The sequence below is a fragment of the Mucilaginibacter tolerans genome (genome assembly GCF_030519375.1).
GTDB lineage: Bacteria > Bacteroidota > Bacteroidia > Sphingobacteriales > Sphingobacteriaceae > Mucilaginibacter.
On sequence record NZ_JAUMKB010000023.1, the window covers coordinates 1 to 22563 of the forward strand.

General features: G+C 42.6%; 23 protein-coding genes and 1 tRNA gene. 18 read left to right on the forward strand and 6 right to left on the reverse strand.

The annotated features are described in order from the left end of the window. The first annotated feature begins 5 nt into the window (after positions 1–5). The 9 genes from Q3A68_RS21295 (at position 6) to fbp (ending at position 7859) form a co-directional block, all read left to right on the forward strand. Complete coding sequence (locus Q3A68_RS21295) at positions 6–158, forward strand: outer membrane beta-barrel protein (protein WP_302903219.1); 153 nt, start codon at positions 6–8, stop codon at positions 156–158. 66 nt (positions 159–224) lie between these two features. Continuing rightward, positions 225–803 (forward strand): DUF4468 domain-containing protein, encoded by a 579-nt coding sequence (locus tag Q3A68_RS21300; RefSeq protein ID WP_302903162.1) that lies wholly within the window; start codon positions 225–227, stop codon positions 801–803. Positions 804–1121: 318 nt separating this feature from the next. Continuing rightward, complete coding sequence (locus tag Q3A68_RS21305; protein ID WP_302903163.1) at positions 1122–1766, forward strand: hypothetical protein; 645 nt, start codon at positions 1122–1124, stop codon at positions 1764–1766. Between the two features lie 207 nt (positions 1767–1973). Then, entirely contained in the window at positions 1974–2798 is an 825-nt protein-coding gene (locus Q3A68_RS21310; RefSeq protein WP_302903164.1) for an energy transducer TonB, read from the forward strand. A 145-nt stretch (positions 2799–2943) separates the two neighbouring features. Continuing rightward, positions 2944–5166, forward strand: coding sequence for a phosphoribosylformylglycinamidine synthase subunit PurL (gene purL / locus Q3A68_RS21315; protein WP_302903165.1), 2223 nt, complete (start codon positions 2944–2946; stop codon positions 5164–5166). Next, positions 5167–5556, forward strand: coding sequence for an SMU1112c/YaeR family gloxylase I-like metalloprotein (gene gloA2, locus Q3A68_RS21320; protein WP_302903166.1), 390 nt, complete (start codon positions 5167–5169; stop codon positions 5554–5556). Positions 5557–5559: 3 nt separating this feature from the next. Further along, a complete protein-coding gene (locus tag Q3A68_RS21325; protein WP_302903167.1) occupies positions 5560–6273 on the forward strand; it encodes a tRNA1(Val) (adenine(37)-N6)-methyltransferase in 714 nt (237 codons plus the stop codon). 21 nt (positions 6274–6294) lie between these two features. Next, the gene (locus Q3A68_RS21330; RefSeq protein WP_302903168.1) at positions 6295–6786 is read left to right on the forward strand and encodes a metallophosphoesterase family protein; all 492 of its coding nucleotides are present in this window, start codon (positions 6295–6297) and stop codon (positions 6784–6786) included. A gap of 23 nt (positions 6787–6809) precedes the next feature. After that, positions 6810–7859 carry a class 1 fructose-bisphosphatase gene (fbp, locus tag Q3A68_RS21335; protein WP_302903169.1) on the forward strand — a complete coding sequence of 350 codons (1050 nt, stop codon included), beginning with the start codon at positions 6810–6812 and terminating at the stop codon, positions 7857–7859. A gap of 73 nt (positions 7860–7932) precedes the next feature. On the opposite strand, the gene rnhA is transcribed toward fbp, so the two are convergent. Together rnhA and Q3A68_RS21345 are read right to left on the reverse strand one after the other, a co-directional pair. Further along, a complete protein-coding gene (rnhA, locus tag Q3A68_RS21340) occupies positions 7933–8403 on the reverse strand; it encodes a ribonuclease HI (RefSeq protein WP_302903170.1) in 471 nt (156 codons plus the stop codon). Between the two features lie 122 nt (positions 8404–8525). After that, a complete protein-coding gene (locus tag Q3A68_RS21345) occupies positions 8526–10613 on the reverse strand; it encodes a heavy metal translocating P-type ATPase (protein ID WP_302903171.1) in 2088 nt (695 codons plus the stop codon). A 107-nt stretch (positions 10614–10720) separates the two neighbouring features. Between Q3A68_RS21345 and Q3A68_RS21350 the strand changes: the two genes are divergently transcribed. Further along, positions 10721–10797, forward strand: a tRNA-His gene (locus Q3A68_RS21350). An 89-nt stretch (positions 10798–10886) separates the two neighbouring features. Here the strand turns inward: Q3A68_RS21350 and Q3A68_RS21355 are convergent. Further along, positions 10887–11366 (reverse strand): 5-fold beta-flower protein, encoded by a 480-nt coding sequence (locus Q3A68_RS21355; RefSeq protein WP_302903172.1) that lies wholly within the window; start codon positions 11364–11366, stop codon positions 10887–10889. Between the two features lie 334 nt (positions 11367–11700). On the opposite strand from Q3A68_RS21355, the gene Q3A68_RS21360 reads away from it, so the two are divergent. The 5 genes from Q3A68_RS21360 to katG all read left to right on the forward strand — a co-directional run bounded on the left by Q3A68_RS21360 (position 11701) and on the right by katG (position 19432). After that, positions 11701–14328, forward strand: coding sequence for a sigma 54-interacting transcriptional regulator (locus Q3A68_RS21360; protein ID WP_302903173.1), 2628 nt, complete (start codon positions 11701–11703; stop codon positions 14326–14328). 177 nt (positions 14329–14505) lie between these two features. Continuing rightward, positions 14506–15261, forward strand: coding sequence for an SDR family oxidoreductase (locus Q3A68_RS21365; protein ID WP_302903174.1), 756 nt, complete (start codon positions 14506–14508; stop codon positions 15259–15261). A 291-nt stretch (positions 15262–15552) separates the two neighbouring features. Continuing rightward, positions 15553–15744 carry a hypothetical protein gene (locus tag Q3A68_RS21370; protein WP_302903175.1) on the forward strand — a complete coding sequence of 64 codons (192 nt, stop codon included), beginning with the start codon at positions 15553–15555 and terminating at the stop codon, positions 15742–15744. 179 nt (positions 15745–15923) lie between these two features. Further along, positions 15924–16922 carry a hypothetical protein gene (locus Q3A68_RS21375; RefSeq protein ID WP_302903176.1) on the forward strand — a complete coding sequence of 333 codons (999 nt, stop codon included), beginning with the start codon at positions 15924–15926 and terminating at the stop codon, positions 16920–16922. A 209-nt stretch (positions 16923–17131) separates the two neighbouring features. Further along, complete coding sequence (katG, locus tag Q3A68_RS21380) at positions 17132–19432, forward strand: catalase/peroxidase HPI (protein WP_302903177.1); 2301 nt, start codon at positions 17132–17134, stop codon at positions 19430–19432. A gap of 71 nt (positions 19433–19503) precedes the next feature. Here the strand turns inward: katG and Q3A68_RS21385 are convergent, their stop codons facing one another. Continuing rightward, entirely contained in the window at positions 19504–19776 is a 273-nt protein-coding gene (locus Q3A68_RS21385; RefSeq protein ID WP_302903178.1) for a hypothetical protein, read from the reverse strand. A 75-nt stretch (positions 19777–19851) separates the two neighbouring features. Next, positions 19852–20352 carry a VOC family protein gene (locus tag Q3A68_RS21390; protein ID WP_302903179.1) on the reverse strand — a complete coding sequence of 167 codons (501 nt, stop codon included), beginning with the start codon at positions 20350–20352 and terminating at the stop codon, positions 19852–19854. A 176-nt stretch (positions 20353–20528) separates the two neighbouring features. Between Q3A68_RS21390 and Q3A68_RS21395 the strand changes: the two genes are divergently transcribed. Beyond that, positions 20529–20702 (forward strand): hypothetical protein, encoded by a 174-nt coding sequence (locus Q3A68_RS21395; RefSeq protein WP_302903180.1) that lies wholly within the window; start codon positions 20529–20531, stop codon positions 20700–20702. 220 nt (positions 20703–20922) lie between these two features. Next, the gene (locus Q3A68_RS21400; protein WP_302903181.1) at positions 20923–21405 is read left to right on the forward strand and encodes a hypothetical protein; all 483 of its coding nucleotides are present in this window, start codon (positions 20923–20925) and stop codon (positions 21403–21405) included. A gap of 75 nt (positions 21406–21480) precedes the next feature. Here the strand turns inward: Q3A68_RS21400 and Q3A68_RS21405 are convergent, their stop codons facing one another. Next, complete coding sequence (locus tag Q3A68_RS21405; RefSeq protein WP_302903182.1) at positions 21481–21711, reverse strand: hypothetical protein; 231 nt, start codon at positions 21709–21711, stop codon at positions 21481–21483. Positions 21712–21767: 56 nt separating this feature from the next. Here Q3A68_RS21405 and Q3A68_RS21410 point away from each other — a divergent pair, with 56 nt between their 5' ends. Beyond that, entirely contained in the window at positions 21768–22511 is a 744-nt protein-coding gene (locus Q3A68_RS21410; RefSeq protein WP_302903183.1) for a DUF92 domain-containing protein, read from the forward strand. Positions 22512–22563: the final 52 nt, after the last annotated feature.

Below are 22563 nucleotides of genomic sequence, written 5' to 3' on the forward strand. Positions count from 1 at the left end.
CGGGCATCACTGCAACAGCAAACATTAAAGCAGGTGCATTAACTCTGATCCCTGAGATCAGATTTGACAATGCTAAAAACCAGGTATTTACAGACAGCGATGGCGCTCCAACCAAATCAGCAGGTCAGTTTGTAATTGCCGCTGTTTATGCTTTCTAATTAACTTAATTATATTAATTTTACTAAAGCCGCTCACCGTAAGGAGAGCGGCTTTATATTTATGGTATGAAAACGATCTTACTACTAATTGCCAGTTTGGCTATATCGGCAGCGGTAAATGCTCAAAAAAGTTTATTGTCCATCGATGAGAACAATAAATACATTTATTACCAGGTGGTTGATATGCCGGGTATTAAAGCTGATAGCCTGCAAAAGAATATGGTTTTGTTTATTAAGGAGTTTTATCCGAAAGAAAAATCCTTGCAGGTAACGAATCCTGGTGCTTCTGTAAAAGATAAATTTCTGACCTATACCTCGCTGGTGAAACATGAGAACGGCGAAATGACCTATGCATTAAATGTGGAATGTAAGGATGGTAAATACCGTTATTGGGTTACTGATTTTGTGTTTACACCTTATGAAAAAAATCGTTACGGTATGTTTACGCCGGTAAGTGGCATGTATATCACACTTGAAAAAGTTTCGGATAAATTACCTAAGAAAGATGTAGAAGGTTACTTTGAGCAGACAGGTGCTTTTTGCAAGCAATTGGGTGATAAGCTGAAAAAATATATGGCCGAAGGAAAGCCGCAGCAACCTAAGGAAAATAAGCCGGTGAAGAAGATTGTGACAGACAAGTGGTAAGAAAGGGGGATGCCTTTGTCTTAAATCCTTCTCGAAAACTGAGAGGGATTTTTTTGTTTACGCAAAAAAACAAATAATGTTGTTAAAAATAACCCTTTATAGTTAAAAACAGATGTAAAATTATATTTTACAATATTTTATTTTGTAAAAAATTATATATTTGAAATTAAATTCTTTTAAGCGAATCGAGTTTGTATTTGTGCCTGATTTTTGGGACATTAAATAAGAGGATAAATTGGGCTTTACCAATGGAAATATTTATCACTAGCTGATTATATATCTGAACTTTTTGTTTACCTAACATTTAACTTAAATCTTATGAAAAATCCGTTTCCTTTTATCTTTTTTATAATACTGCTGGTAGCAATTAGCAGCTGCAATCAAAGTGATCCGGAAATGCGAAAGAATTATAAAGTTTATAACCGGTCAATAAGCCGCGGGACTGAAGCCGGCAGTGTTCATTTGAACGATAAAATAAGCGATGGTTTGGCGTGGATTAATGGTAGGAAGTTTAAATACGGGACTATTGAGTTTGACGCAAAGGGGAAAGATGACTACCTGGCCAGCTTTGTCGGTATTGCCTTTCACGGTGTTAATGATACAACTTATGAAGTCATTTATTTCCGGCCTTTTAATTTTCAGGCATCTGATCCTGAACGAAAAAATCATGCTGTGCAATACATAGCACTTCCTAAGTTTGACTGGCCTGTACTAAGGTCAGATCATCCAGGTATGTATGAGCAACCCATTTCTCCCGCACCTAAACCGAATAACTGGTTTCATGTACGTATAATAGTTGAGAGTGAAAATATTAGGGTATATGTTAATGGAAATTCCAGTCCTGCTCTTAGCGTAACGCCGCTTGTGCATACAGAAGGGGAGTTGATCGGCTATTGGGTTGGTGGAACATCAGCTGGTGACTGGAAAAATTTTAAGATTGTCCCGGCCACCGCCAGCTTGTAGCTTATGGTAAGGCATAACAAAAACTTTCAGCTTTACTAAGCCTCACTGGAAATCCTTCTATAACAGCGAGGGATTTTTTGGTTTATATTCTTTCTGGAATAATATTTTGCGAAAGTGGAATTTATCGTCCAAAACAAAATAAAAGATTGTATTATACAATATTTTATTTGTTAAAAACGTTATAAAGTAAAATTAAATTCCTAAAACATGAATATCGCAAAATTTGATTTGTACAACCCCGAGTGGCTCGAGCTTGTATTCGACAGTAAGAACAAAGATTATGGCGCTTACGAATTGCGCCAGCACTATGCCGGAACATTGGTAAAGTCAATGGCAATTGCCTTTTTTAGTGTGGCTGTTTTGTATGCAGGGTATACAATCTTAAAGCCTAAACCTGAGCCTGTTACACATGTTATACAGGATGTTTTTACAATTCAACCAGTTAAAGTTGATCCTCCTAAAACGGTCACACCTCCAAGACCGGCAACATCGCGGCCACAATCGCAGCAGTCAACAATACAATATCTTTCTATGAGACCAGCGGCAGACCGGGAAGCTACAAATCCACCCACGCTAATCGATCTTGATAGTAAGCCAATAGGGCCGGCAAATAAAAGTGGGACAGATCAAGGGGTAAATATTGATATTCCAGGTGAAGGTACTACCGAGTCCCCTATGAATGCTGTAACTGAACATACGGAAGATATATTCAATAGGGGAACTGTGGAGGTTGAGCCTGAGCCGTACGGAGGGGCTGCAGCCTGGGCCAAATTCCTCCAAAAAAATATACATTATCCACCTCAGGCTGCGGAAAATGGAGTTCACGGGAAAGTATTTTTAAGTTTCATTATTGAAACTGATGGTCGCTTGTCGAATATTAAGGTCGAAAGCGGTGTCGGATCAGGATTAGATGAAGAGGCTTTGAGGGTACTTAAGCTCGCACCAGCCTGGAAACCCGGTATTCAAAACGGGCACAAAGTTCGTGTTATGTATAATATCCCCATTAGTTTTGTATTACCTGATCAGGATTAATTTGTAATTTATAGCGGTGGGTTCAAACCCATCGCTAAACGTTAGTTGCTTTCGCCTCTCCGCCTTAAGCTTTTAGCTTCTTTTCCTTTCAGTTCCCGGCTCTTTTTCCTAATTTTGCGCATCTTTTCAAAAAAACGATATTACCTTGGAGCACCTGGAATTAACCACCGTCGACACAGCCAAAGATTTAGGTTTACTACCCGAAGAATTTGAACGAATAAAAGAAATACTGGGCCGCGTGCCAAACTTTACCGAACTATCTATTTTCTCGGTAATGTGGAGCGAGCATTGTTCATATAAGAACTCAATTACCTGGCTAAAAACTCTGCCAAAAGATGGTCCGCGTATGCTGGCGAAAGCCGGAGAAGAAAATGCCGGGCTGGTTGATCTGGGCGATGGAATAGGCTGCGCTTTTAAAATAGAATCACATAATCACCCATCTGCTTTAGAACCTTACCAGGGCGCTGCAACCGGTGTTGGTGGTATCAACCGCGATATATTTACCATGGGTGCCAGACCGATCGCCCAACTTAACTCGTTGCGTTTTGGTGACCTGAGTCTTGACCGAACCAAATGGCTGATCAAAGGCGTGGTAAAAGGCATCGGCGATTATGGCAATGCTTTTGGTATCCCTACTGTAGGTGGGGAGCTATTTTTTGACGATTGTTATAATGTAAACCCGCTGGTGAATGCCATGTCGGCAGGTATCGTTAAAGCAGGTGAAACTGTTTCAGCAACTTCATATGGCGTTGGTAACCCGGTTTACATCGTCGGTTCTGCGACAGGAAAAGATGGTATCCATGGTGCCGCATTTGCATCAAAAGATATTACTGAGGATTCAGTAAATGATTTGCCTGCGGTACAGGTAGGCGACCCGTTCCAGGAGAAACTGTTGCTGGAAGCTACGCTTGAGGTGATTAAAACCGGTGCTGTTGTAGGTATGCAGGATATGGGTGCGGCTGGCATTATCTGCTCTAACTCTGAAATGTCGGCAAAAGGTGAGCACGGTATGCGTATCGACCTGGATAAAGTGCCTACACGCCAGGAAAATATGAAGCCATTTGAAATATTACTTTCTGAATCTCAGGAGCGTATGCTGATCGTGGTTCATAAAGGCCGTGAAAAAGATGTGGAGGCTGTATTTGATAAATGGGACCTGAATTGCGCTATTATTGGCGAGGTAACTGGTGATCAACGCCTGAAATATTACATGCACGGCGAATTGGTAGCCGATGTGCCTGCCGAAGATCTGGTTTTGGGTGGAGGTGCACCTGTTTACAAACGCGAATACCGCGAACCTGCTTATTACAAGGAAAATCAGAAATTTAAAATAGAAGACGTAAAAGAACCTGAAAGTTTGGTAGAAGTGGCTGAGCATCTGCTTGCTCATCCGAATATTGCATCAAAACGCTGGGTGACTAAACAATATGACTCTATGGTGGGCGCGGCTACCATGACAACCAATCGCCCTTGCGACGCGGCTGTAGTAAGTATTCGTCATAGCAATAAAGCAATAGCTTTGACTGTAGATTGTAACTCACGCTATGTCTACGCTGATCCTCAAAAGGGTTGCGCTATTGCTGTAGCAGAAGCCGCACGTAATATTACCTGTGCTGGTGGTGAGCCCGTGGCTATTACTAACTGTCTCAACTTTGGCAATCCATACAACCCTGAAGTATACTGGCAATTTGTGGGGGCGATAAAAGGAATGGGCGAGGCTTGCACAAAATTTGAGACCCCGGTTACAGGTGGTAACGTAAGCTTCTATAACCAGTCATCAGATGAAGGCCCGGTATTCCCAACCCCAACCATCGGTATGTTAGGCGTGTTGGATGATATAGCTACCATCATGACCTCTGATTTCAAACAGCCCGGCGATCTGATCTATCTGATCGGTGAATCGGTTAATGATATTGCATCATCACAATATTTGGCATCATATCACAAAATTCTAAAAGCTCCGGCTCCATATTTTGATCTGGAAAAAGAATATGCTACACATCAGGTGATTAAGCAATTAATCAAGCATGAAGTGGTGCAATCAGTACATGACGTATCTGACGGTGGTTTATTTATTGCGTTGACAGAATCGGCTATGCCAAACGGCTTAGGCTTTGAAATTGAATCAGATAGTGACATTCGTAAAGATGCCTTCCTTTTCGGTGAAGCTCAGGGTAGGATAGTGGTAAGCGTTTCCCCGGAAGACCAGGAGCGCTTTGTTGAGCTGATGGCAACAAGCGAAATTGACTTTAGTCTACTGGGCACCGTAACTAATGGTTACATGACGGTTGACGAAGAATCCTTTGGGCATGTCACCGACACCAAACTGGTTTATGATAACGTATTACATAGTATCCTGGGAGAATAAATGCTGAAATTAAACCGGGTACACCATATCGCCATCATTTGCTCCGACTATCAAAAGTCGAAGCAGTTTTATAGCGAGGTGCTTGGTTTAACTATCCTACAGGAAGTTTTTCGCGAAGCAAGAAATTCATATAAGCTTGATCTGGAAGTTGCCGGGCAATACCAGATCGAGCTTTTTTCATTTCCCGATCCTCCACCGAGACCATCGCGACCAGAAGCTGCCGGTCTCCGTCACCTGGCTTTTGAGGTGGACAATGTGGAAGAGGCCGCACGTCATATCCAATCGCATAACATTACCATAGAGCCTATCCGGGTTGATGAATTTACAGGAAAGCACTTTACATTTTTTGCTGACCCAGACGGCTTGCCTATCGAGTTTTACGAGAAATAAATTATGGCAGGCATTTTCAAATTCAAGCAATTTGATGTTGATCAGGACGGTTGTGCTATGAAGATCAATACCGATGGAGTTTTGCTTGGTGCTTTGGCTGATGCAGATCAGCCACAAACAATTCTCGACATTGGTACGGGCACAGGTGTGATTGCTTTGATGCTGGCGCAACGGTTTACAAATGCTAAGATCGATGCCGTGGAAATAGATCAGTCCGCTGCTGAAACGGCGGGGCGGAATTTTAACAATTCGCCATTTGCTGAAAGGATGAATTTATATCCGGTGGGATTTGAACAATTTTTCGAGTCAAATCCGGCTAAAAAGTACGACCTGATTGTCTCAAACCCGCCGTTTTATATAAATTCATTAAAGTCGCCGCAAGCAAAGAGAGAATTGGCGAAGCATGCGGATAACGATTTTTTCAAAAATCTGATTTACTATGCATCAAAACATCTTAATGATAGGGGAGTTATGTGTCTGATCCTACCGCTCGATACAGTTGTGCGGGTTAAAGACATTGCATTTAAAAATGGGCTCTTTATACAAAAAGCAACATCGGTGCTTTCTTATCAGGATGCTGAGCCTCATAGAGAGATCATTGTTTTATCATCCGATTCCGATAAAGCAACCAATGATAAATTTGTGATTTATGCATCGCCCAAAATCTATACTGAACAATACCAGGAAACTTTGAAAGATTTTTTTACCATTTTTTAATTCAAAAATCTAAAATCGACAATGATCCGCATCGGCCTCCTTTCAGATACTCACAGTTATCTCGACGATGCAGTTTTTAAGCATTTTGAAAATTGCGATGAGATATGGCATGCCGGCGATTTTGGTACTATAGAGCTGGCGGATAAGTTAGCATCCTTTAAGCCGTTGCGTGGCGTTTATGGAAATATCGATGGGAAAGATATCCGCTTGGCCTACCCCGAACACCTTCGTTTTAAGTGCGAAAATGTAGATGTTTGGATGACGCACATCGGCGGCTATCCCGGGAAATATAACCCGTCAATCCGACAAGAAATTTACACTAAGCCCCCTCAATTGTTCATCTGTGGACACTCTCATATACTCAAAGTTATTTACGATAAAAAAATCAACTGTTTACACTTAAACCCCGGAGCGGCAGGGAAACAAGGTTGGCATAAAGTACGTACAATGCTTAGGTTTTGCATTTCTGAGGAAAAAATTCATACCTTAGAAGCCATAGAATTGCAAAAATAATATGTATTAAATACACTAAGTATATGAAAATAACCAAAACACTTGGCCAGTTTATTATTGAGAAGCAGGCTGACTTTCCGTACGCTAAGGGTGAATTATCAAGGCTGTTGAGAGACATCGGAATCGCAGCAAAAATTGTCAATCGCGAAGTCAACAAAGCTGGTCTTGCTGATATACTTGGTGAGAACGGTACAACCAACATTCAGGGCGAAGGCCAGAAGAAACTGGATGTATATGCCAATGAGCAATTCATATCGGCATTGAAACATGGTGGCGAATGCTGTATTGTTGCATCCGAAGAAAATGATAATGTGATCCATATCGATTCGGTTGTTTCAAAAGATGCCAAATACATCGTTGCAATCGACCCTTTGGATGGCTCGTCTAATATAGATGTCAATGTGGGCATAGGAACTATTTTCTCTATCTATCGCCGGAAATCGACATCAGGTAAAGCTACTATGGCAGATGTTTTGCAAAAGGGTACAGAACAAGTAGCCGCCGGGTATGTGATTTATGGCTCATCTACCATGCTGGTGTACACTACAGGTAAGGGGGTGAATGGTTTTACGCTCGATCCATCAATTGGTGAATTTTGCCTCTCGCACCCGGATATGAAAATACCAAAAGATGGCGTAATATATTCTATAAACGAGGGCTACTATGCTCACTTCCCTGATGGTGTTAAAAAGTATATCAAATATTGCCAGGTAGAGGACGAAAAAACCAGACGTCCTTATACTTCACGCTATATTGGCTCGATGGTGGCGGATATTCATCGTAACCTGATCAAAGGCGGTATTTTTATTTACCCTGTAACAGCAAGCGCACCAAAAGGTAAGCTTCGGTTGGTTTACGAATGCAATCCTATGGCTTTTATTGTAGAGCAGGCCGGTGGTAAGGCAAGTAATGGCTATGATCGCATCCTCGACCTGGAAGTAACCGAATTGCACCAGCGCACCGCTATCTTCATAGGGTCGGAAAATATGGTGCATAAGGCGGAGGAACTGATGTCTTTCTTTTCACCGCAGGGAACAAAAAAGAATTTTGAGGGTATGATATCTATACAATAACTCGCAAGTCAGTTTGACCGTAAGTCGGAAAGTTTTCTTTCGGACTTACGTGCACTCTCCAACTTTCGGACTATTACAACAAATTTACCTTTCCCGCCTCGGCTTCAAAAACTGTATCTATCAGTAAATCTTTCTGTTTGCTCGCAGCTACAGCTAACTGGTCACATCTTTCGTTTTCCGGGTGACCGGCGTGACCGCGTACCCAAATGAATTTAATGAGGTGTAATTTGCTTATTTCAAGGTAACGCAGCCACAAGTCTTTATTCTTTTTGCCGACAAAGCCCTTTTGCACCCAGCCGTTAACCCATCTTTTTTCTATAGCGTCGATGACATATTTGGAGTCTGAATAGATAGTGACGGTTTGGTTCAGATTCTTTAATGCCTCAAGACCCCGAATAACTGCAAGCAACTCCATGCGGTTATTGGTGGTTTTACGGTATCCTGCTGAAAGTTCCTTATAGTGATTACCTGACCGCAGAATTACCCCGTAGCCGCCCGGCCCCGGATTTCCGCTTGATGCACCATCGGTAAAAATTTCGATCATGTGATTTTAGTCCATAGATAGTCCATGGTTGTTCGCCAAAAATAGGAACATAAGTTTAAATGGTTGCTCCTGTTAGAATTTAATTTGTTACTATAGATTATGGCCCGTTGACCATAGACGAATTAATCGATCTTCTTCACTTTCAACCTCAAGGAGTTGCCGATAACGACCACATCAGAAAAAGCCATAGTAAATGCACCGATCATGGGGTTCAGTAGGCCTAATGCGGCAATAGGAATGGCCACAATGTTGTAAGCAAAAGCCCAGAACAGATTTTGCTTGATAGTAATCAAAGTATGACGGCTGATCTGCAAAAATTTCACCAGTGAATACAAATCGGTATTTAATAAGATCACTTTGGCAGACTGTATGGCTACCTGGCTGGAGTCATTCATCGATACACCTACATCGGCTTTGGTTAGAGCTGGGGCGTCGTTAATGCCATCACCAACCATAATGGTTTCGCCCTTCTTTTTGTAAATGTCGATCACCGTCAGTTTTTCAGCCGGGAGTTTTTCGGAATGAATTTCATTAATGCCGATAGCCTTAGCTACTTTGATACATCGGCTTTTTTTGTCGCCACTTAACAGAACAGGTGTAATACCCATTTTTTGCAAATCGCTGATGAGACTTGCGGCCTGTGGCTTAATATCATCGTCGATCTCAATCCGTGCTAACAAAGATTGATTTTTATATAGGGAGACATTAAAGTCGTCGTCCGTATTTTTACCAAGGCCAAGGAAGTAATGATTGCCTTCCACATCCTCCGCCCTCATACCCAGCCCCTTTTCTTCGCTTACGGATTTTAGGATTACTTTCTTTTGAGATAGCGTTTTTAACTCATGAACCAACGAACGTGCAATAGGGTGATTGGAACGCTCCTCAATGGCAGTTATAATACCGCGTATCGTTTCTATATCCGCTCCTTTTTCAAACTTTATATTGTTAACGTGGAATTTTCCTGTAGTAAGGGTGCCGGTCTTATCAAAAACAATGTATTTAGCTTTGGTAACGGCTTCAATTGTATCACCTCCTTTTATCAGGATTCCATTTTTTGCAGCACGTCCCAGGCCCACCATCACCGCAGTAGGAGTAGCCAGTCCCATAGCGCAAGGGCAGGAAATCACCAGTACTGCAATCGCATTCATGATTGCGTGCTGCATACCCGCATGACCCACATAATAAGTCAGTGTGAAAGTGATCAGGGCAATTAATACTACGGCAGGTACAAATATGGCTGCCACCCGGTCGCCTAGTTTTTGTACCGGGGGTTTAGCAGCCTGAGCCCTCTTCATCAGGTCTATGATCTGCGAAAGCACAGTATTGCTGCCTACTTTGGTCGCGATCATGGTGATATTGCCATGTTCAACAATAGTTCCGCCTATTAAAGTGTCGTATTTTTCTTTTTCAACAGGGATACTTTCACCTGTAAGCATGGATTCATTTACCGAAGCGTTCCCTGAAAGCACCTCGCCGTCAACAGGGATTTTATCGCCAGTATTGACTATTAAGGTATCTCCCGGACGTACTTCGCGCGCGCTGATCACTTCAATTTCACCGTTCACAATGCGGTTGGCATTAACCTGCTGGATTTTAACCAGATCCTTTACGGCTGATGTAGTTTGGGTGACTGAACGCTTTTCAAACAGATTCCCGAGCAAAACAAGCGTAATAATAGTCGCACAGGTTTCGTAAAACTGGTAGCGCATACCTAAGTGTTGTACAGTGCCGATAAGGCTGTAAATAAATGCCGAAGATGAACCGATAAAAATCAGCACATCCATATTCGGCACACCGCCTTTAACAGAGTTCCACGCACTTTTGCCAAAATGCAGGCATCCTACGATAAAAACAGGAAGACATAAGGTGAGTTGCACAACCGGCATTTGAAGGAAATGCCAGGGAATGATCATTGCGGAAAGAAGAGGAGTGGTAAAGATGGCGCAGAAAATCAGCTTATTCTCAACTCTTTCATAGAATTTCTCCTGTTGCTGGCTCGCATCTTCAGCAACCTTATAACCAAGGCCTTCGATGCTTTTGATAGCGTCCTTTACCTTTTCATCATCTTCGGCGGAGAATTTCACCTCTTCTGATGCAAAATCAACCAATATGTTGTGAAAGCCTTTTTTCTCTAATAATTTATGGACAGACATTGCGCAATTATTGCAATGCATCCCGGTAACATTTAATTCAACTAACTGCTCTGCCATAAAAACAAAAGTCGGTAACGGATATAGTAAAATGGTAAAGTGATTGTAATATTAAAAAATCCCTTGACTTTAGAGAGTAAATATTTACATTTGCACTCCCCAAAACGGTAGGCATAGCTCAGTTGGTTAGAGCACCAGATTGTGGTTCTGGGGGTCGTGGGTTCGAGCCCCATTGCTTACCCCAAACGCCTCTCATGAAAATGAGGGGCGTTTTTAATATGGATATATTGATACCAGCATGAGATCGAGGGCTGCCGTCAACAACCAATGCGATTAATTTTTGCCCTTCTTAGCCAGAGAGTCTTTTTTTGCATCTTCCATTTTTTTCTTTTCAAGGAAGAAACAGTGAGCCGCGCATGCATGCAGCTTATAGTTCCTGTGAGCATATCCCCAGCTGTGCCCTTTAGGGTCTAAAATCTCGCATTTTGCTTCATCCACATTTTTTAATTGCAATACAACTTGTCCACTGTTGCTGTAGTAATTGCCGTTTTTCGAAGCTTTACCAAGCTTGTTGCCTTTTGCGTCAACTACATTGCCGTCACGGTCAATAAAATATAAAGTGCGGCCCTGATTGTCTTTGACAATATTATCCTTAGTGATATACCCAAGCTTTGTACCACCGTGATTGTGAATTCCGCCTTTGGCATCTATAGTGATAAATGTGTTTGTCGAGTCTTTCGCTTGCTGAGCAAATGCATTTGCTGCGAACACTATGATCGCTGCAAAAGTGAGTAAGTGTTTTAACTTTTTCATGACTTTGATTTGTAACCAAAGTAACATGGTCATTGATTAAAAAACCATGATGATCAGCAAGGTAAAAGATGATTTTGGTCAGTTTTAATTCTATTAGGATAGAGCATGGTTAGATTGTACATCTCTTCACGTGATTTGGCAAGAACGTGTTGCAATTATTTTATTGCTGGCAATCTTGTTAAATAATTCATAAACCGTTCTAGATTTGCATCATTAAAGACCTAAAACTTCTCATAAAATATGGTGCGTTTTTTGTTGGGTAATAGCCAGTGTATCTGTTGGAGAACGTCAAAAAGGCAAGAACATCTACTTATATTTTCCATAAATTGCCATCATGAAAAAGGCAAAGCTTTCCGGATCAGATTTGCGGGCGCCCTTAATAGCCGAACTTGAACAGGAAAGAAGGCTTTTGTTGGACCTTGGAAATGATATCACCCGGGTTCGGGACAAGAACGATCTCATCACGCTTTTTAAAAAAAGGATCAAGGGGCTATTTTATTTTACTCATACAATTATTACCCTGATTGACCACAAGGATGAAACATATGTTCCTTTTTTGCTGGATAATGAGGGGTCTCCGATCCGGTCGCATCCAAGATATCAGGAAATGGTGAAGTCTCATTTTCCATTGAACGAGCCCTTTATTCAGGTAGTACTGCAGGCAGATGAACCCATATCTTTTTTATTGGAAGATATAATGGATAAGCCTCAAAGTCCCTCTTTTCTCCGTGTTAATTACGAAAAAGGCGGAAGAGAAATTCTAATGACCCGGCTTATGAAAGTAGGGAAGCCAATGGGCTTTATTCATATTTATTCGGATAAACCTGACAGTTTTAATAACGAGTTCCGTAGTATTATTAAAGGCATTACGCCCCAGTTGTCGAGTGCGGTATCCAACATTATTAAAAATGAGGAGCTGCTCGCTAAGGAAAAGGAAAAATCATTTCTTCTAGACTTTAGCAGCGATATAGTAACAGTAAGAACGAAAGAAGAACTCGTCCGCACGGTTCGAGCCGGATTAAGTAAGTTAAACCCCCCGGGCGGCTTTGTCATTCGACGGATCAATGAAGATAACGTTACCATGAGCCCCTATGTGTATGATCTTAGCAAAACGCAAGATCCGAAAGTAGTAAGTGCCCTCGAGAATGCCAGGTATCCAATCAATGACGGTCTTCAAAACCGCGTACTGGATAGTTCTATTCCCTTATTATTTAATGTAGATAGAGAAATACAACGTGGCATCACCTCGGCCTATCTGCAATATTGGAAGACAATGGGGTTTAAGGATATTGTGGGTATCCGCTTGCGCAATGGGGAAACGAACCATGGAATTTTATTCCTGGATATCGGGGAGATCAACGTTGAGCTGTTGCAAGGTATTTGCGCGCAGATATCCATCGCCCTGGCTAATATTTTTGCTCATGAGCAAATCAATAAAAAGCAGGAAGAGCAAGCTTTTCTGTTGGATTTTAGTAACGATATTACACAGTCCAGAACCAAGCTGGATCTGCAGAATGCTATTTTCAGGGTTTTGGATAAAACGATGCATACCAAACTCGCTATGCTGCGGTTAATAGATGACGATGGTATTCACTTATCCTCATTTATGTATGATGAAACATTGTTTAATAAGGCCAAAACAAATTATGATAAAAAACAGTCAGACCGTATAACCATTGACGAAACCTATACAGCACAGGTGCTTGCGAGTAAACATGGATTGGTGTTTAATGTAGAAGAAGAACTAAAAACGGGTAATGCATACGCAAAACTTTGGAAAACAACCGGGCTGAAAAATATGTACGCTTTGCCATTACGCGTAGGCGACAAAAACATCGGTACCATCTGGTTGCTTGCAAACCGGCTTAGCCAACTATTGTTGAAAGGCATATGTGCTCAAATAGCTGTTGCTGTTGCCAATATACAGGCTAATGAAAAATTGCTGGCGTACAAAAAGCAGCTGGAAGTAGAAAATGATTACCTCAGAGAGCAAATCAAAACAATTTACAATTTCTCAGAAATAATTGGCAATGGCGACCAGATGCAAAAAGTATATCGCTTAATATCACTGGTGGCAGATTCAAATACCACCGTGCTGATATCGGGCGAAACAGGAACGGGAAAGGAACTGATCGCAAGAGCTATTCACAACGCGTCGCCACGCCGGGATAAATTGATGGTAAAAGTCAATTGTGCAGCATTACCGGCAAATCTTATTGAGAGCGAATTGTTTGGCCATGAAAAAGGCGCTTTTACCGGAGCCATCGACAAGCGCATAGGTAAATTTGAGCTGGCCAATAACAGTACGCTTTTCCTTGACGAAATTGGCGAACTGCCTCTTGAATTGCAGTCTAAATTGCTACGTGTGATACAAGAGCGCGAACTGGAGCGATTGGGGGGCAAGCAAACCATAAAGATCGATGTCAGGCTGATTGCTGCAACCAACCGCAGTCTGGAAGAAGAAGTAAAGACTGGCCGTTTTCGCTCAGATCTGTATTTTCGGCTGAATGTATTTCCTATCAACCTGCCTCCATTGCGCGACAGACCCGAGGATATTGAACCATTGGCTCATTTTTTTGTGCAGAAACACAGCCGAAATACCGGCCGGAAGATCAGGAAAATCGCACCAAAAGTGATACAGCAATTACGCAGCTACACCTGGCCGGGCAATGTACGGGAATTGGAGCATTTGCTGGAACGTAGTATACTATTAACAACCGACGGTATTTTGCATGATGTATACATACCCAGGAATATGGATGCAGAAAAGCAAGATGAGGCACATCTTTTAAACCGGACATTGGAGGAGGTTGAGCGCAGTTATATTATTGAAGCATTGAAGCGATGTGCTGGCAAAATTTCAGGTGCGGGCGGCGCTGCCGAGATATTGAAAATCCCCGGAAACACCTTGCACTCCAAAATGAAAAAGTTAGGTATCAGTAAAAGGGACTATTTTGTCTGATAATATTTCATGGGAGCCTCCTATTTCTTCCCTTTATATAGTGAATCAGGTCGTGCTTTCACTGAATATAGTGAAAAATTGAACGATTGATATTGTTAAACTAGTTGAATATCAATGGTTTGATATGTTTGGCATTGGCTTTGTCTTTAGGATTACGAATCATTAAAAATCAACATTATGAAAATCGTAGTCATTGGAGGCACAGGCCTCATCGGGTCCAAAGTAGTAGCAAAACTTCGTCAGCAGGGGCATCAGGTGATAGCTGCCTCTCCGGACACTGGTATTAACACCATCACAGGGGCGGGGCTGGCTGAAGCCATGAATGGTACAGATGTAGTTGTAGATCTGGCAAATTCTCCGTCCTTTGAAGACCAGGCGGTGATGGAATTCTTTCAGACGGCCGGCCGTAACTTATTAGGAGCGGAAATCAATGCCGGTGTAAAACACCATGTGGCGCTTTCCATTGTCGGAACCAATCTCATGCAAAACATCGGCTACATGCGGGCCAAAAAAGTTCAGGAAGACCTTATCAAACAATCGGGAGTGCCTTATACTATTGTCAGGAGTACCCAGTTTTTAGAATTTCTGAAGGGTATTGCCGATCAGGCTACGGTCGGAAATGAGGTCCATCTTTCCGACGTCCGGTTCCAACCTATTGCAGCAGAAGATGTCGCCACTTTTGTAGCCAAATATGCCCTTGAAGCCCCTATTAATGGCATAACAGAAATAGCCGGCCCGGAACGCTTTGCTTTGTATGAAATAGTGGCCCGGTATCTGCGCCATACAAATGATCAGCGCAAAGTATTATCAGACGGTAAGCCAACCTACTATGGCGGAGAAATTAGTCATAGTGCATTGGTGCCTGCCGGAAAGGCAGAATTTGGAACCATCGACTTTGAAGAATGGTGGAGTAAACAGCTGCAAAAAGCCTGATGGTAACGATCTGTCTTCTGTTGAAACGAAGATGACGGGTGCCAGTTTGTCGAGGCGGTTGTAATGGGAATGCACTTTCCACCAGTTCGTGCATTAGGATATCCCTACGCCGGCGTATTATCCTTACGAAAACCGGTCAACAACACGGCAAGTCAGCAGGCAGCAGATTGAACCTTTACCTGGTATTTTTTGACAACAAATTATTACCCAGCCGGTCTGGTTGACTGACCGGCTGGTATTGAGAAAACAAACTATACATTAACAATGTTATTCATTAACAATGTAAACATCATGAATTCCTCTTTTTTATATCCGGATGACGAAAATCTGAACGATCAGCCGGACAAACACAACTTAGCTGTTGAAGAGCCTCCGCTTAACGAGGGCAGTGAGTTTTTGGACGATTCTCTCCGTATGAAAGACTTGCCATTCATGTTTAGCGAAGAAAAAATTGATGCCGGACGCAGCCGGATTATATTTTAGTCTTCAGTCAATTTTGAATTGAAGCTTAGTCTTGAGTCGAAGTCCAAAATGTCGATCCAGAAAAGAACGAAATTGACTTAAGACTTTACAGCTCAAGACTTTCGACTTGACGCCAGAACCATATTGTCCCTTACTGCTATCCGCCTATTTGACTTGAAAAAATATTAAAAAATTGAGCCATGCAAGTATATGATATCGAAATCAAAAATGTGCTTCCCATATTAACAGATCTGGTCGAAGCAATTAGGAACTTCAATGATTCTAAGAGTATTTATTTAAGCCGGACATACAATAGCAGCACGCCTGATTCGGGAATCCTTAAAAAGGCGTTTGGAATACAAGAGGCTAAACTGCCTGAATTTTTGGCCAACTTGGGCGTCCGTAGTTTAACTTTAAGCTCTCCCTTTGCGGAAGATGCATTTTCCAGAAGTGCCGTTGATATTGAAGCAGGTAGTAACAAAGGCGACCGGTGGTCTGAAATTAAAAGCGAAAAACTTATTTATGATCTGTCAAAACTGTTTCGGGCTTGTCGCACGATCGCTTTTGACGACTGGGCAAATGTGGCAAACTCGTCTGACTTATGGACCGGTTTGCTTACTGACGTTATCCGGCCTTTACAGAAAAAGGATTTAGATTTTATCTTTTATCTTGGAGATCCTGCTAAAAAGTTATCCTTCGAGGTGGATGAGATCCTCGATATTATAAGCGAGTTTTCAAAACATGGTAAGGTAACATTTTGCCTGGACGAAAGTGAGGCTGTTAAATTATGGATGGTTTTAAATGGGGAGCGCCCGGACTCTGAATTGAAGACTTTTACACCAAGCGATCTGAAAAGGAAATACTTTTCCATATATAAGACGATGGCAGTGGACCAGTTATTAATCTATTCTGTAAACGACGCTCTGGTATACTCCGAAGATCAGCAATTTGTATTAACGCGAAAGGCAATAGATTATAACATTGAGATTGCAAAGGATGCAAGAGATAATTTCGTTGCCGGCTTTGCGATAGGCTTAATAATGCAGTTTGACATTAAGTATTGCATTGCTTTGGGATTAATTGTTTTTGGCTCACACGGAGAAAAGAATTCAAACCCTGATAAAGATGATCTGCTTGCCTATATTGAAAAGTGGCTTACTGATCTTAATATCGAGGACACCATAAAGCTTTATCAGTAATAAGCAAACAGAAGACTGCTTCCACGACCCAATAATATAAAAGCTCTTTGCGGATGCAAAAGGGCTTTTTTAATTATCTGTATTGGGAATTTTTATTGCGCTGTCTTGCTTTTCGTCATTAAATAGATAAGCTCTATAGCAGGATAAAAATTATTGATTTTTTCTATACCAAAAGGTGTTTTAAATTTGATTAAATCAAACTCAAACAGATGGAAAATAATACGTCTTCCGAAGTGGTGTCAAATTCAAATGATATCAGCAAATGCCCTTTTCATAACGGCAGTATGAAAAACAATGTCGGCGGTGGCGGTACCAGAAATCGCGATTGGTGGCCTAACCAGCTTAAGTTAAGTATTCTGCGCCAGCATTCATCCTTATCTAATCCAATGGATAAGGACTTTAACTATGCAGAAGCTTTCAAAAGCCTCGACCTTGAGGCAGTTAAAAAAGACTTGCACGCGCTTATGACCGATTCACAAGATTGGTGGCCGGCAGACTTTGGTCATTACGGAGGTTTATTCATTCGTATGGCCTGGCACAGTGCAGGGACTTATCGCATAACCGATGGCCGGGGTGGTGCCGGTCAGGGGCAACAACGTTTTGCGCCGCTGAACAGCTGGCCGGATAATGTGAGCCTGGACAAGGCGCGCAGATTGCTGTGGCCTATCAAACAAAAATATGGCAATAAAATTTCCTGGGCCGATCTGATGATCCTTGCGGGTAATATTGCCCTTGAATCCATGGGCTTTAAAACATTTGGATTTGCTGGTGGCCGCCAAGATGTTTGGGAAGCAGATGAAGCAGTGTATTGGGGAGCAGAAAATACCTGGCTGGGCGGCGACCTGCGTTATGCCCACGGGGATGAAGGCGTGAATAAAAACACAGGCGTATTAATATCGGATGATAAGGCAGATGGAGATGTTCACTCCCGCAATTTGGAAAAACCACTTGCTGCTGTTCAGATGGGCCTTATTTATGTGAATCCCGAAGGGCCGGATGGCAATCCAGACCCCGTTGCTGCAGCAAAAGATATAAGGGATACTTTTGGCCGCATGGCAATGAATGACGAGGAGACAGTTGCCCTGATTGCCGGCGGACACAGCTTTGGCAAAACCCATGGTGCTGCCTCATCAGATCATGTAGGTAAGGAGCCTGAAGGAGCAGACATTGACCAGCAGGGTTTTGGCTGGCGCAATAACTATGGTACCGGCAAAGGAGCGGATACCATTACCAGCGGGCTGGAAGTAATCTGGACAAAAACCCCCACCCGGTGGAGTAATGACTTTTTTGACCATCTCTTTAGCTATGAGTGGGAGTTGACAAAAAGCCCCGGAGGCGCATATCAGTGGGTGGCTAAGAATGCAGCCGATGTGATCCCGGATGCGTATGATCCTAATAAAAAACATGCACCCCGCATGCTCACTACCGACCTGTCTTTAAGGTTCGATCCGGTGTATGAAAAGATATCAAGGCGTTTTTATGAAAACCCGGATGAATTTGCTGATGCTTTCGCCCGTGCATGGTACAAACTTACCCATCGCGATATGGGACCGCGCGCGCGCTACCTGGGCCCGGATGTTCCCGCTGAAGTATTGATTTGGCAGGACCCTGTCCCAACGCTGGATCATCCTTTGGTAGACGGTAACGATATTGCCGATCTTAAAACCAAAATACTCGGTTCAGGCTTAACCGTTTCGCAACTCGTATCAACGGCCTGGGCGTCAGCTTCCACTTTCCGCGGAGGCGATAAACGCGGTGGAGCAAATGGTGCCCGCATCCGGCTGGAACCACAACGGACATGGGAAGCAAATAATCCTGCACAATTAAACAGGGTGTTGGGTGTACTGGAAGACATTCAGAAACAATTTAACGAGACGCAGAGCAGCGGCAAAAAAGTTTCAATGGCAGATCTGATTGTACTTGCGGGTTGTGCTGCGGTGGAAAAGGCAGCCAAGGATGCCGGTCATGATATTAATGTTCCATTTACGCCGGGCCGTACAGATGCGTCGCTTGAGCAAACTGATGTAGATTCTTTTCATTATTTGGAACCAGTTGCCGATGGTTTCCGCAATTTCCGGAAAAAAAGAGGTAGCGTGCGTACAGAAGAATATTTGGTGGATAAGGCTCAGTTGTTGACCCTCACAGCGCCCGAAATGACCGTGCTGGTTGGAGGGATGCGGGCTTTAAATGCCAACTATGACGGTTCTCCGCATGGCATTTTTACAAAGCGCCCGGGACAGCTTACAAACGATTTCTTTGTAAACTTGCTCGATATGAACACTGCATGGAAAGCTGTCGATGAAGGCCGGGAACTATATGAGGGGCGCGATCGCACGACAGGGGAGTACAAGTGGATAGCCACCCGTGCCGACCTGGTGTTTGGTTCCCACGCAGAACTGAGAGGTATTGCAGAAGTATACGGAGAGGCCGGTGGACAAAGTAAATTTGTAAATGACTTTGTTGCAGCATGGAACAAAGTAATGAACCTGGACAGGTTTGATTTGAATTAAAAAAGTTTGTTAGTCTATTCAAGCGCCTCTCAAGAAATTGGGGGGCGTTTTTGCTTGATAGAGAGTTGAGCCTAATTCAGCCGGTTCGGTTTTATATCGGTAAGCCATTTATTGGGCAACACCGTTTTTGGTTGCGGAGCATATTTGTTTAACAGTCTTCGTAACCTGCTCAGTTCATCCGCCATCATTTGCTGAACGGACAAGATATCTATAACCTGTTGCTGGTTGTTTCGGCCTTCATTAAGCAGCTTGCTATAAATGCGCGTTGCCTGGTCGTACTGCTGCTGGTAATAAGCAATCCGGTCATTTACACATTCATCAAAGTCTGTCCATGTAATTGGCATATAGGTTTTTACGGAAAACTATATGCGCGGGTTTTGTGGTAATTACACTATAAATTAAAGCACACAATCTGTAGTTTATTTGGTGGTAACAGAACCCATTTTGGCATATTCCACATCATTGGGCTCCCACAATTCGATCTTATTACCCTCAGGGTCCATCACATGTACAAACTTACCATAGCTCTCGTTATCCACGCTGTCAACCGGCAGGGTGCCCGCCGCTTTCATTTGGGCCAAAAGCTGATCCAATCCCTCTACACGGTAATTGATCATGAATTGCTTTTCAGAGGGCTGAAAGTATTTGGTGGTTTCCTTAAACGGCGCCCATACGGTAAAACCCTTTTTGGTACTATCCATGCCCTGGTGCCATTCAAAAATTGCATCATATTGCCCTATGCGGATGCCCAGGTTTTTGCTATACCAGGCTTTGAGCGCCGCAGGGTCTTTGGCCTTAAAAAAAATACCGCCAATACCCGTCACCCTCGGACCGGTATTGACCGGGGAGGTTAAACGGTTGAAACCATAGCCTAATAGGAAGGCCGCGCAAAGCAGGGCGATTAGTGTAAACTTTTTCATGGTGTGGGTTTTTAGTTAAAGATAGGGAATAAAAATATTGCAATCCCACCCTTCACCGCCCATAACCACCTCTTCACCGATTCCCCCACCCGGTTAACCACTTTTACCTTGTGCCCAGGTAGTCCTAAATTTACTTTTACATAAAATGTTTTAAAGGGCTATTCGTCTATACTGATATGGAAGATGATTTCTTAATACCGGACCCGGCAGCTTTTCCACCTGACAGGAAACAGGAACTGGCGATGTTATTTCTGGATATCCTGGATTATACCGGTTTGGTGGGGTCGCTGCCTGAGCAAATTGTTTCCTGGTTATTGCCGGATAAAAGCAAATCATTGGATGAGTGGTAATAGCACTTGGTCTGCGTGAAAATATTAATAGCTCTTTGCCCGCAATAATTTGTCAAGTTTACTAAAACATCCCCTCCAGCCTTTGGAATAATTGTGCGCCGATCCGGCTCCGGTATTAGCATGGCTGAAACACTCCGTGTGCCAGCGCCTTCGGGTATAAGTTCTACAGAAACGCTTCAATGGGTTGCCTTGTTAAAGTATTATAACCAAATTTGTGCGTATGACTGAACTGAATGAATATGAGTGCGAATTGCTGGATGCAGTGCTGGAAGCTTTTGGTATACCGGACAGCCTGACCAGAGCGCAGTTGATGCAGTTGTTTGACCAGGATGAAGCAGCAGCTTTTGCCATGGTACAAATATTACTGAGAGAAGGATTGATAGCAGAATCGGGTAAACACGGCGATTACGAATTACCCGATAAACTAATCTTGAAACCGAAGGGCGAAAAGTTTTTGAAAGGTGGCGGCTTTACCAAACGTTACAAAGCCGAACAGGAGAAACCTGTTGAAGTAGGAGGAACGCTGGCGAAACTGCAACAACAGAATATGCGGCTGCAAAATCTCAAACTATCTGCTGAATCAGAGCGAAGGGATCTTCAAAAAAAGATTGATAAAATGCAAATGCTGCAGTATATATGGTGGGGGCTAATTGTTTTGGCATTCGCTATTGGGTATTTGCTGGGGCATATGCATAAAAAATAAATGCAAAAAAGAAAGGGATATAACCGGTCAGAATTTTCGGCCATACCCCTTTTATGAGGATAAAATATTCCTTAATTATCTCTTGGCTTTCTTTTCTTCGCCAACACCGATGAAATAGAAGCAAATGCCCACAAAAGCGGTCAGGATACCTATAAATAAAGGCCATTGAGGTGATCTTATACCGTGCGGATTTACGCTCATGCTATCAGAGTCAACTGCATTAATTAGCGGGTGGAAAAAATAGAGGCAATAGAAAATTACCGCTATGCCGATGATAATAAGTAATATGCTGATCTTTTTCATCATTTAAAGTTTGCTACAAATGTAAAATAAATTTTAATTCTGTAAACCTATTAACGTAATTGGATGCAGTTTTAATCATTTACACGTTGGCCATTAATCATTCCCTGTCCTTTATTTTATTGTTGATCACGATTGTGGCGGCGAGTATTGCCGCCAAGAAGTTAACTGCCGGCGGCGCTTTGACAGGCGCGGTGATTGCTATTCTGATATTTTTAGGAGCCGGATATACAGGCGTAGCTATGTTATTTGTATTCTTTTCATTGGGTACTGCCGCTACTATCTGGAAGAAAAAAGAAAAGCAGATGATCAAAATCCAGCATGATCAATCTATAAGAAGGGACGCCGGGCAGGTGATAGCTAATGGCGCGGTAGCGGCCCTGATGGGAGCGTTGGGTTATTGGGTTTCCGGTAAGGCGCCGTTATGGAATCTAATGATGGCTACAAGCTTATCATCCGCTATGGCTGATACTTTATCATCAGAACTTGGGATGATTTATGGCAAACGGTTTTGTAACATCATTTCGTGGAAGGCAGATGCAAAAGGGTTAGATGGTGTAGTTAGTCTTGAAGGGACTTTGATAGGAGTAATCGGCTCTGCGATTATTGCTTTAATTTATGCGTTAGGCTTTAGCTGGAACGTAGGCTTTTGGATCATAATCCTATCAGGAACCATTGGTAACCTATTCGATTCCTTTCTAGGCGCTTTGCTGGAACGAAAACATTTGCTGACAAACAATGGTGTCAACTTTTTGAACACATTTATTGCAGCTATAGTTGCCGGATTAATCTATTTGGCTTGTTAAATAAAGGATATAAATAAACCTTTTAACTTCCTTATATTAAAGAAATTAATAA

What these genes read in the sequence shown, in the direction of transcription:
- Q3A68_RS21300 (WP_302903162.1), top strand. Translation starts at nt 225, where the DNA reads ATGAAAACGATCTTACTACTAATTGCCAGTTTGGCTATATCGGCAGCG.
- Q3A68_RS21305 (WP_302903163.1), top strand. Translation starts at nt 1,122, where the DNA reads ATGAAAAATCCGTTTCCTTTTATCTTTTTTATAATACTGCTGGTAGCA.
- Q3A68_RS21310 (WP_302903164.1), top strand. Translation starts at nt 1,974, where the DNA reads ATGAATATCGCAAAATTTGATTTGTACAACCCCGAGTGGCTCGAGCTT.
- gloA2 (WP_302903166.1), top strand. Translation starts at nt 5,167, where the DNA reads ATGCTGAAATTAAACCGGGTACACCATATCGCCATCATTTGCTCCGAC.
- Q3A68_RS21325 (WP_302903167.1), top strand. Translation starts at nt 5,560, where the DNA reads ATGGCAGGCATTTTCAAATTCAAGCAATTTGATGTTGATCAGGACGGT.
- Q3A68_RS21330 (WP_302903168.1), top strand. Translation starts at nt 6,295, where the DNA reads ATGATCCGCATCGGCCTCCTTTCAGATACTCACAGTTATCTCGACGAT.
- fbp (WP_302903169.1), top strand. Translation starts at nt 6,810, where the DNA reads ATGAAAATAACCAAAACACTTGGCCAGTTTATTATTGAGAAGCAGGCT.
- rnhA (WP_302903170.1), bottom strand. Translation starts at nt 8,403, where the DNA reads ATGATCGAAATTTTTACCGATGGTGCATCAAGCGGAAATCCGGGGCCG.
- Q3A68_RS21345 (WP_302903171.1), bottom strand. Translation starts at nt 10,613, where the DNA reads ATGGCAGAGCAGTTAGTTGAATTAAATGTTACCGGGATGCATTGCAAT.
- Q3A68_RS21355 (WP_302903172.1), bottom strand. Translation starts at nt 11,366, where the DNA reads ATGAAAAAGTTAAAACACTTACTCACTTTTGCAGCGATCATAGTGTTC.
- Q3A68_RS21360 (WP_302903173.1), top strand. Translation starts at nt 11,701, where the DNA reads ATGAAAAAGGCAAAGCTTTCCGGATCAGATTTGCGGGCGCCCTTAATA.
- Q3A68_RS21365 (WP_302903174.1), top strand. Translation starts at nt 14,506, where the DNA reads ATGAAAATCGTAGTCATTGGAGGCACAGGCCTCATCGGGTCCAAAGTA.
- Q3A68_RS21370 (WP_302903175.1), top strand. Translation starts at nt 15,553, where the DNA reads ATGAATTCCTCTTTTTTATATCCGGATGACGAAAATCTGAACGATCAG.
- Q3A68_RS21375 (WP_302903176.1), top strand. Translation starts at nt 15,924, where the DNA reads ATGCAAGTATATGATATCGAAATCAAAAATGTGCTTCCCATATTAACA.
- katG (WP_302903177.1), top strand. Translation starts at nt 17,132, where the DNA reads ATGGAAAATAATACGTCTTCCGAAGTGGTGTCAAATTCAAATGATATC.
- Q3A68_RS21385 (WP_302903178.1), bottom strand. Translation starts at nt 19,776, where the DNA reads ATGCCAATTACATGGACAGACTTTGATGAATGTGTAAATGACCGGATT.
- Q3A68_RS21390 (WP_302903179.1), bottom strand. Translation starts at nt 20,352, where the DNA reads ATGAAAAAGTTTACACTAATCGCCCTGCTTTGCGCGGCCTTCCTATTA.
- Q3A68_RS21395 (WP_302903180.1), top strand. Translation starts at nt 20,529, where the DNA reads ATGGAAGATGATTTCTTAATACCGGACCCGGCAGCTTTTCCACCTGAC.
- Q3A68_RS21400 (WP_302903181.1), top strand. Translation starts at nt 20,923, where the DNA reads ATGACTGAACTGAATGAATATGAGTGCGAATTGCTGGATGCAGTGCTG.
- Q3A68_RS21405 (WP_302903182.1), bottom strand. Translation starts at nt 21,711, where the DNA reads ATGATGAAAAAGATCAGCATATTACTTATTATCATCGGCATAGCGGTA.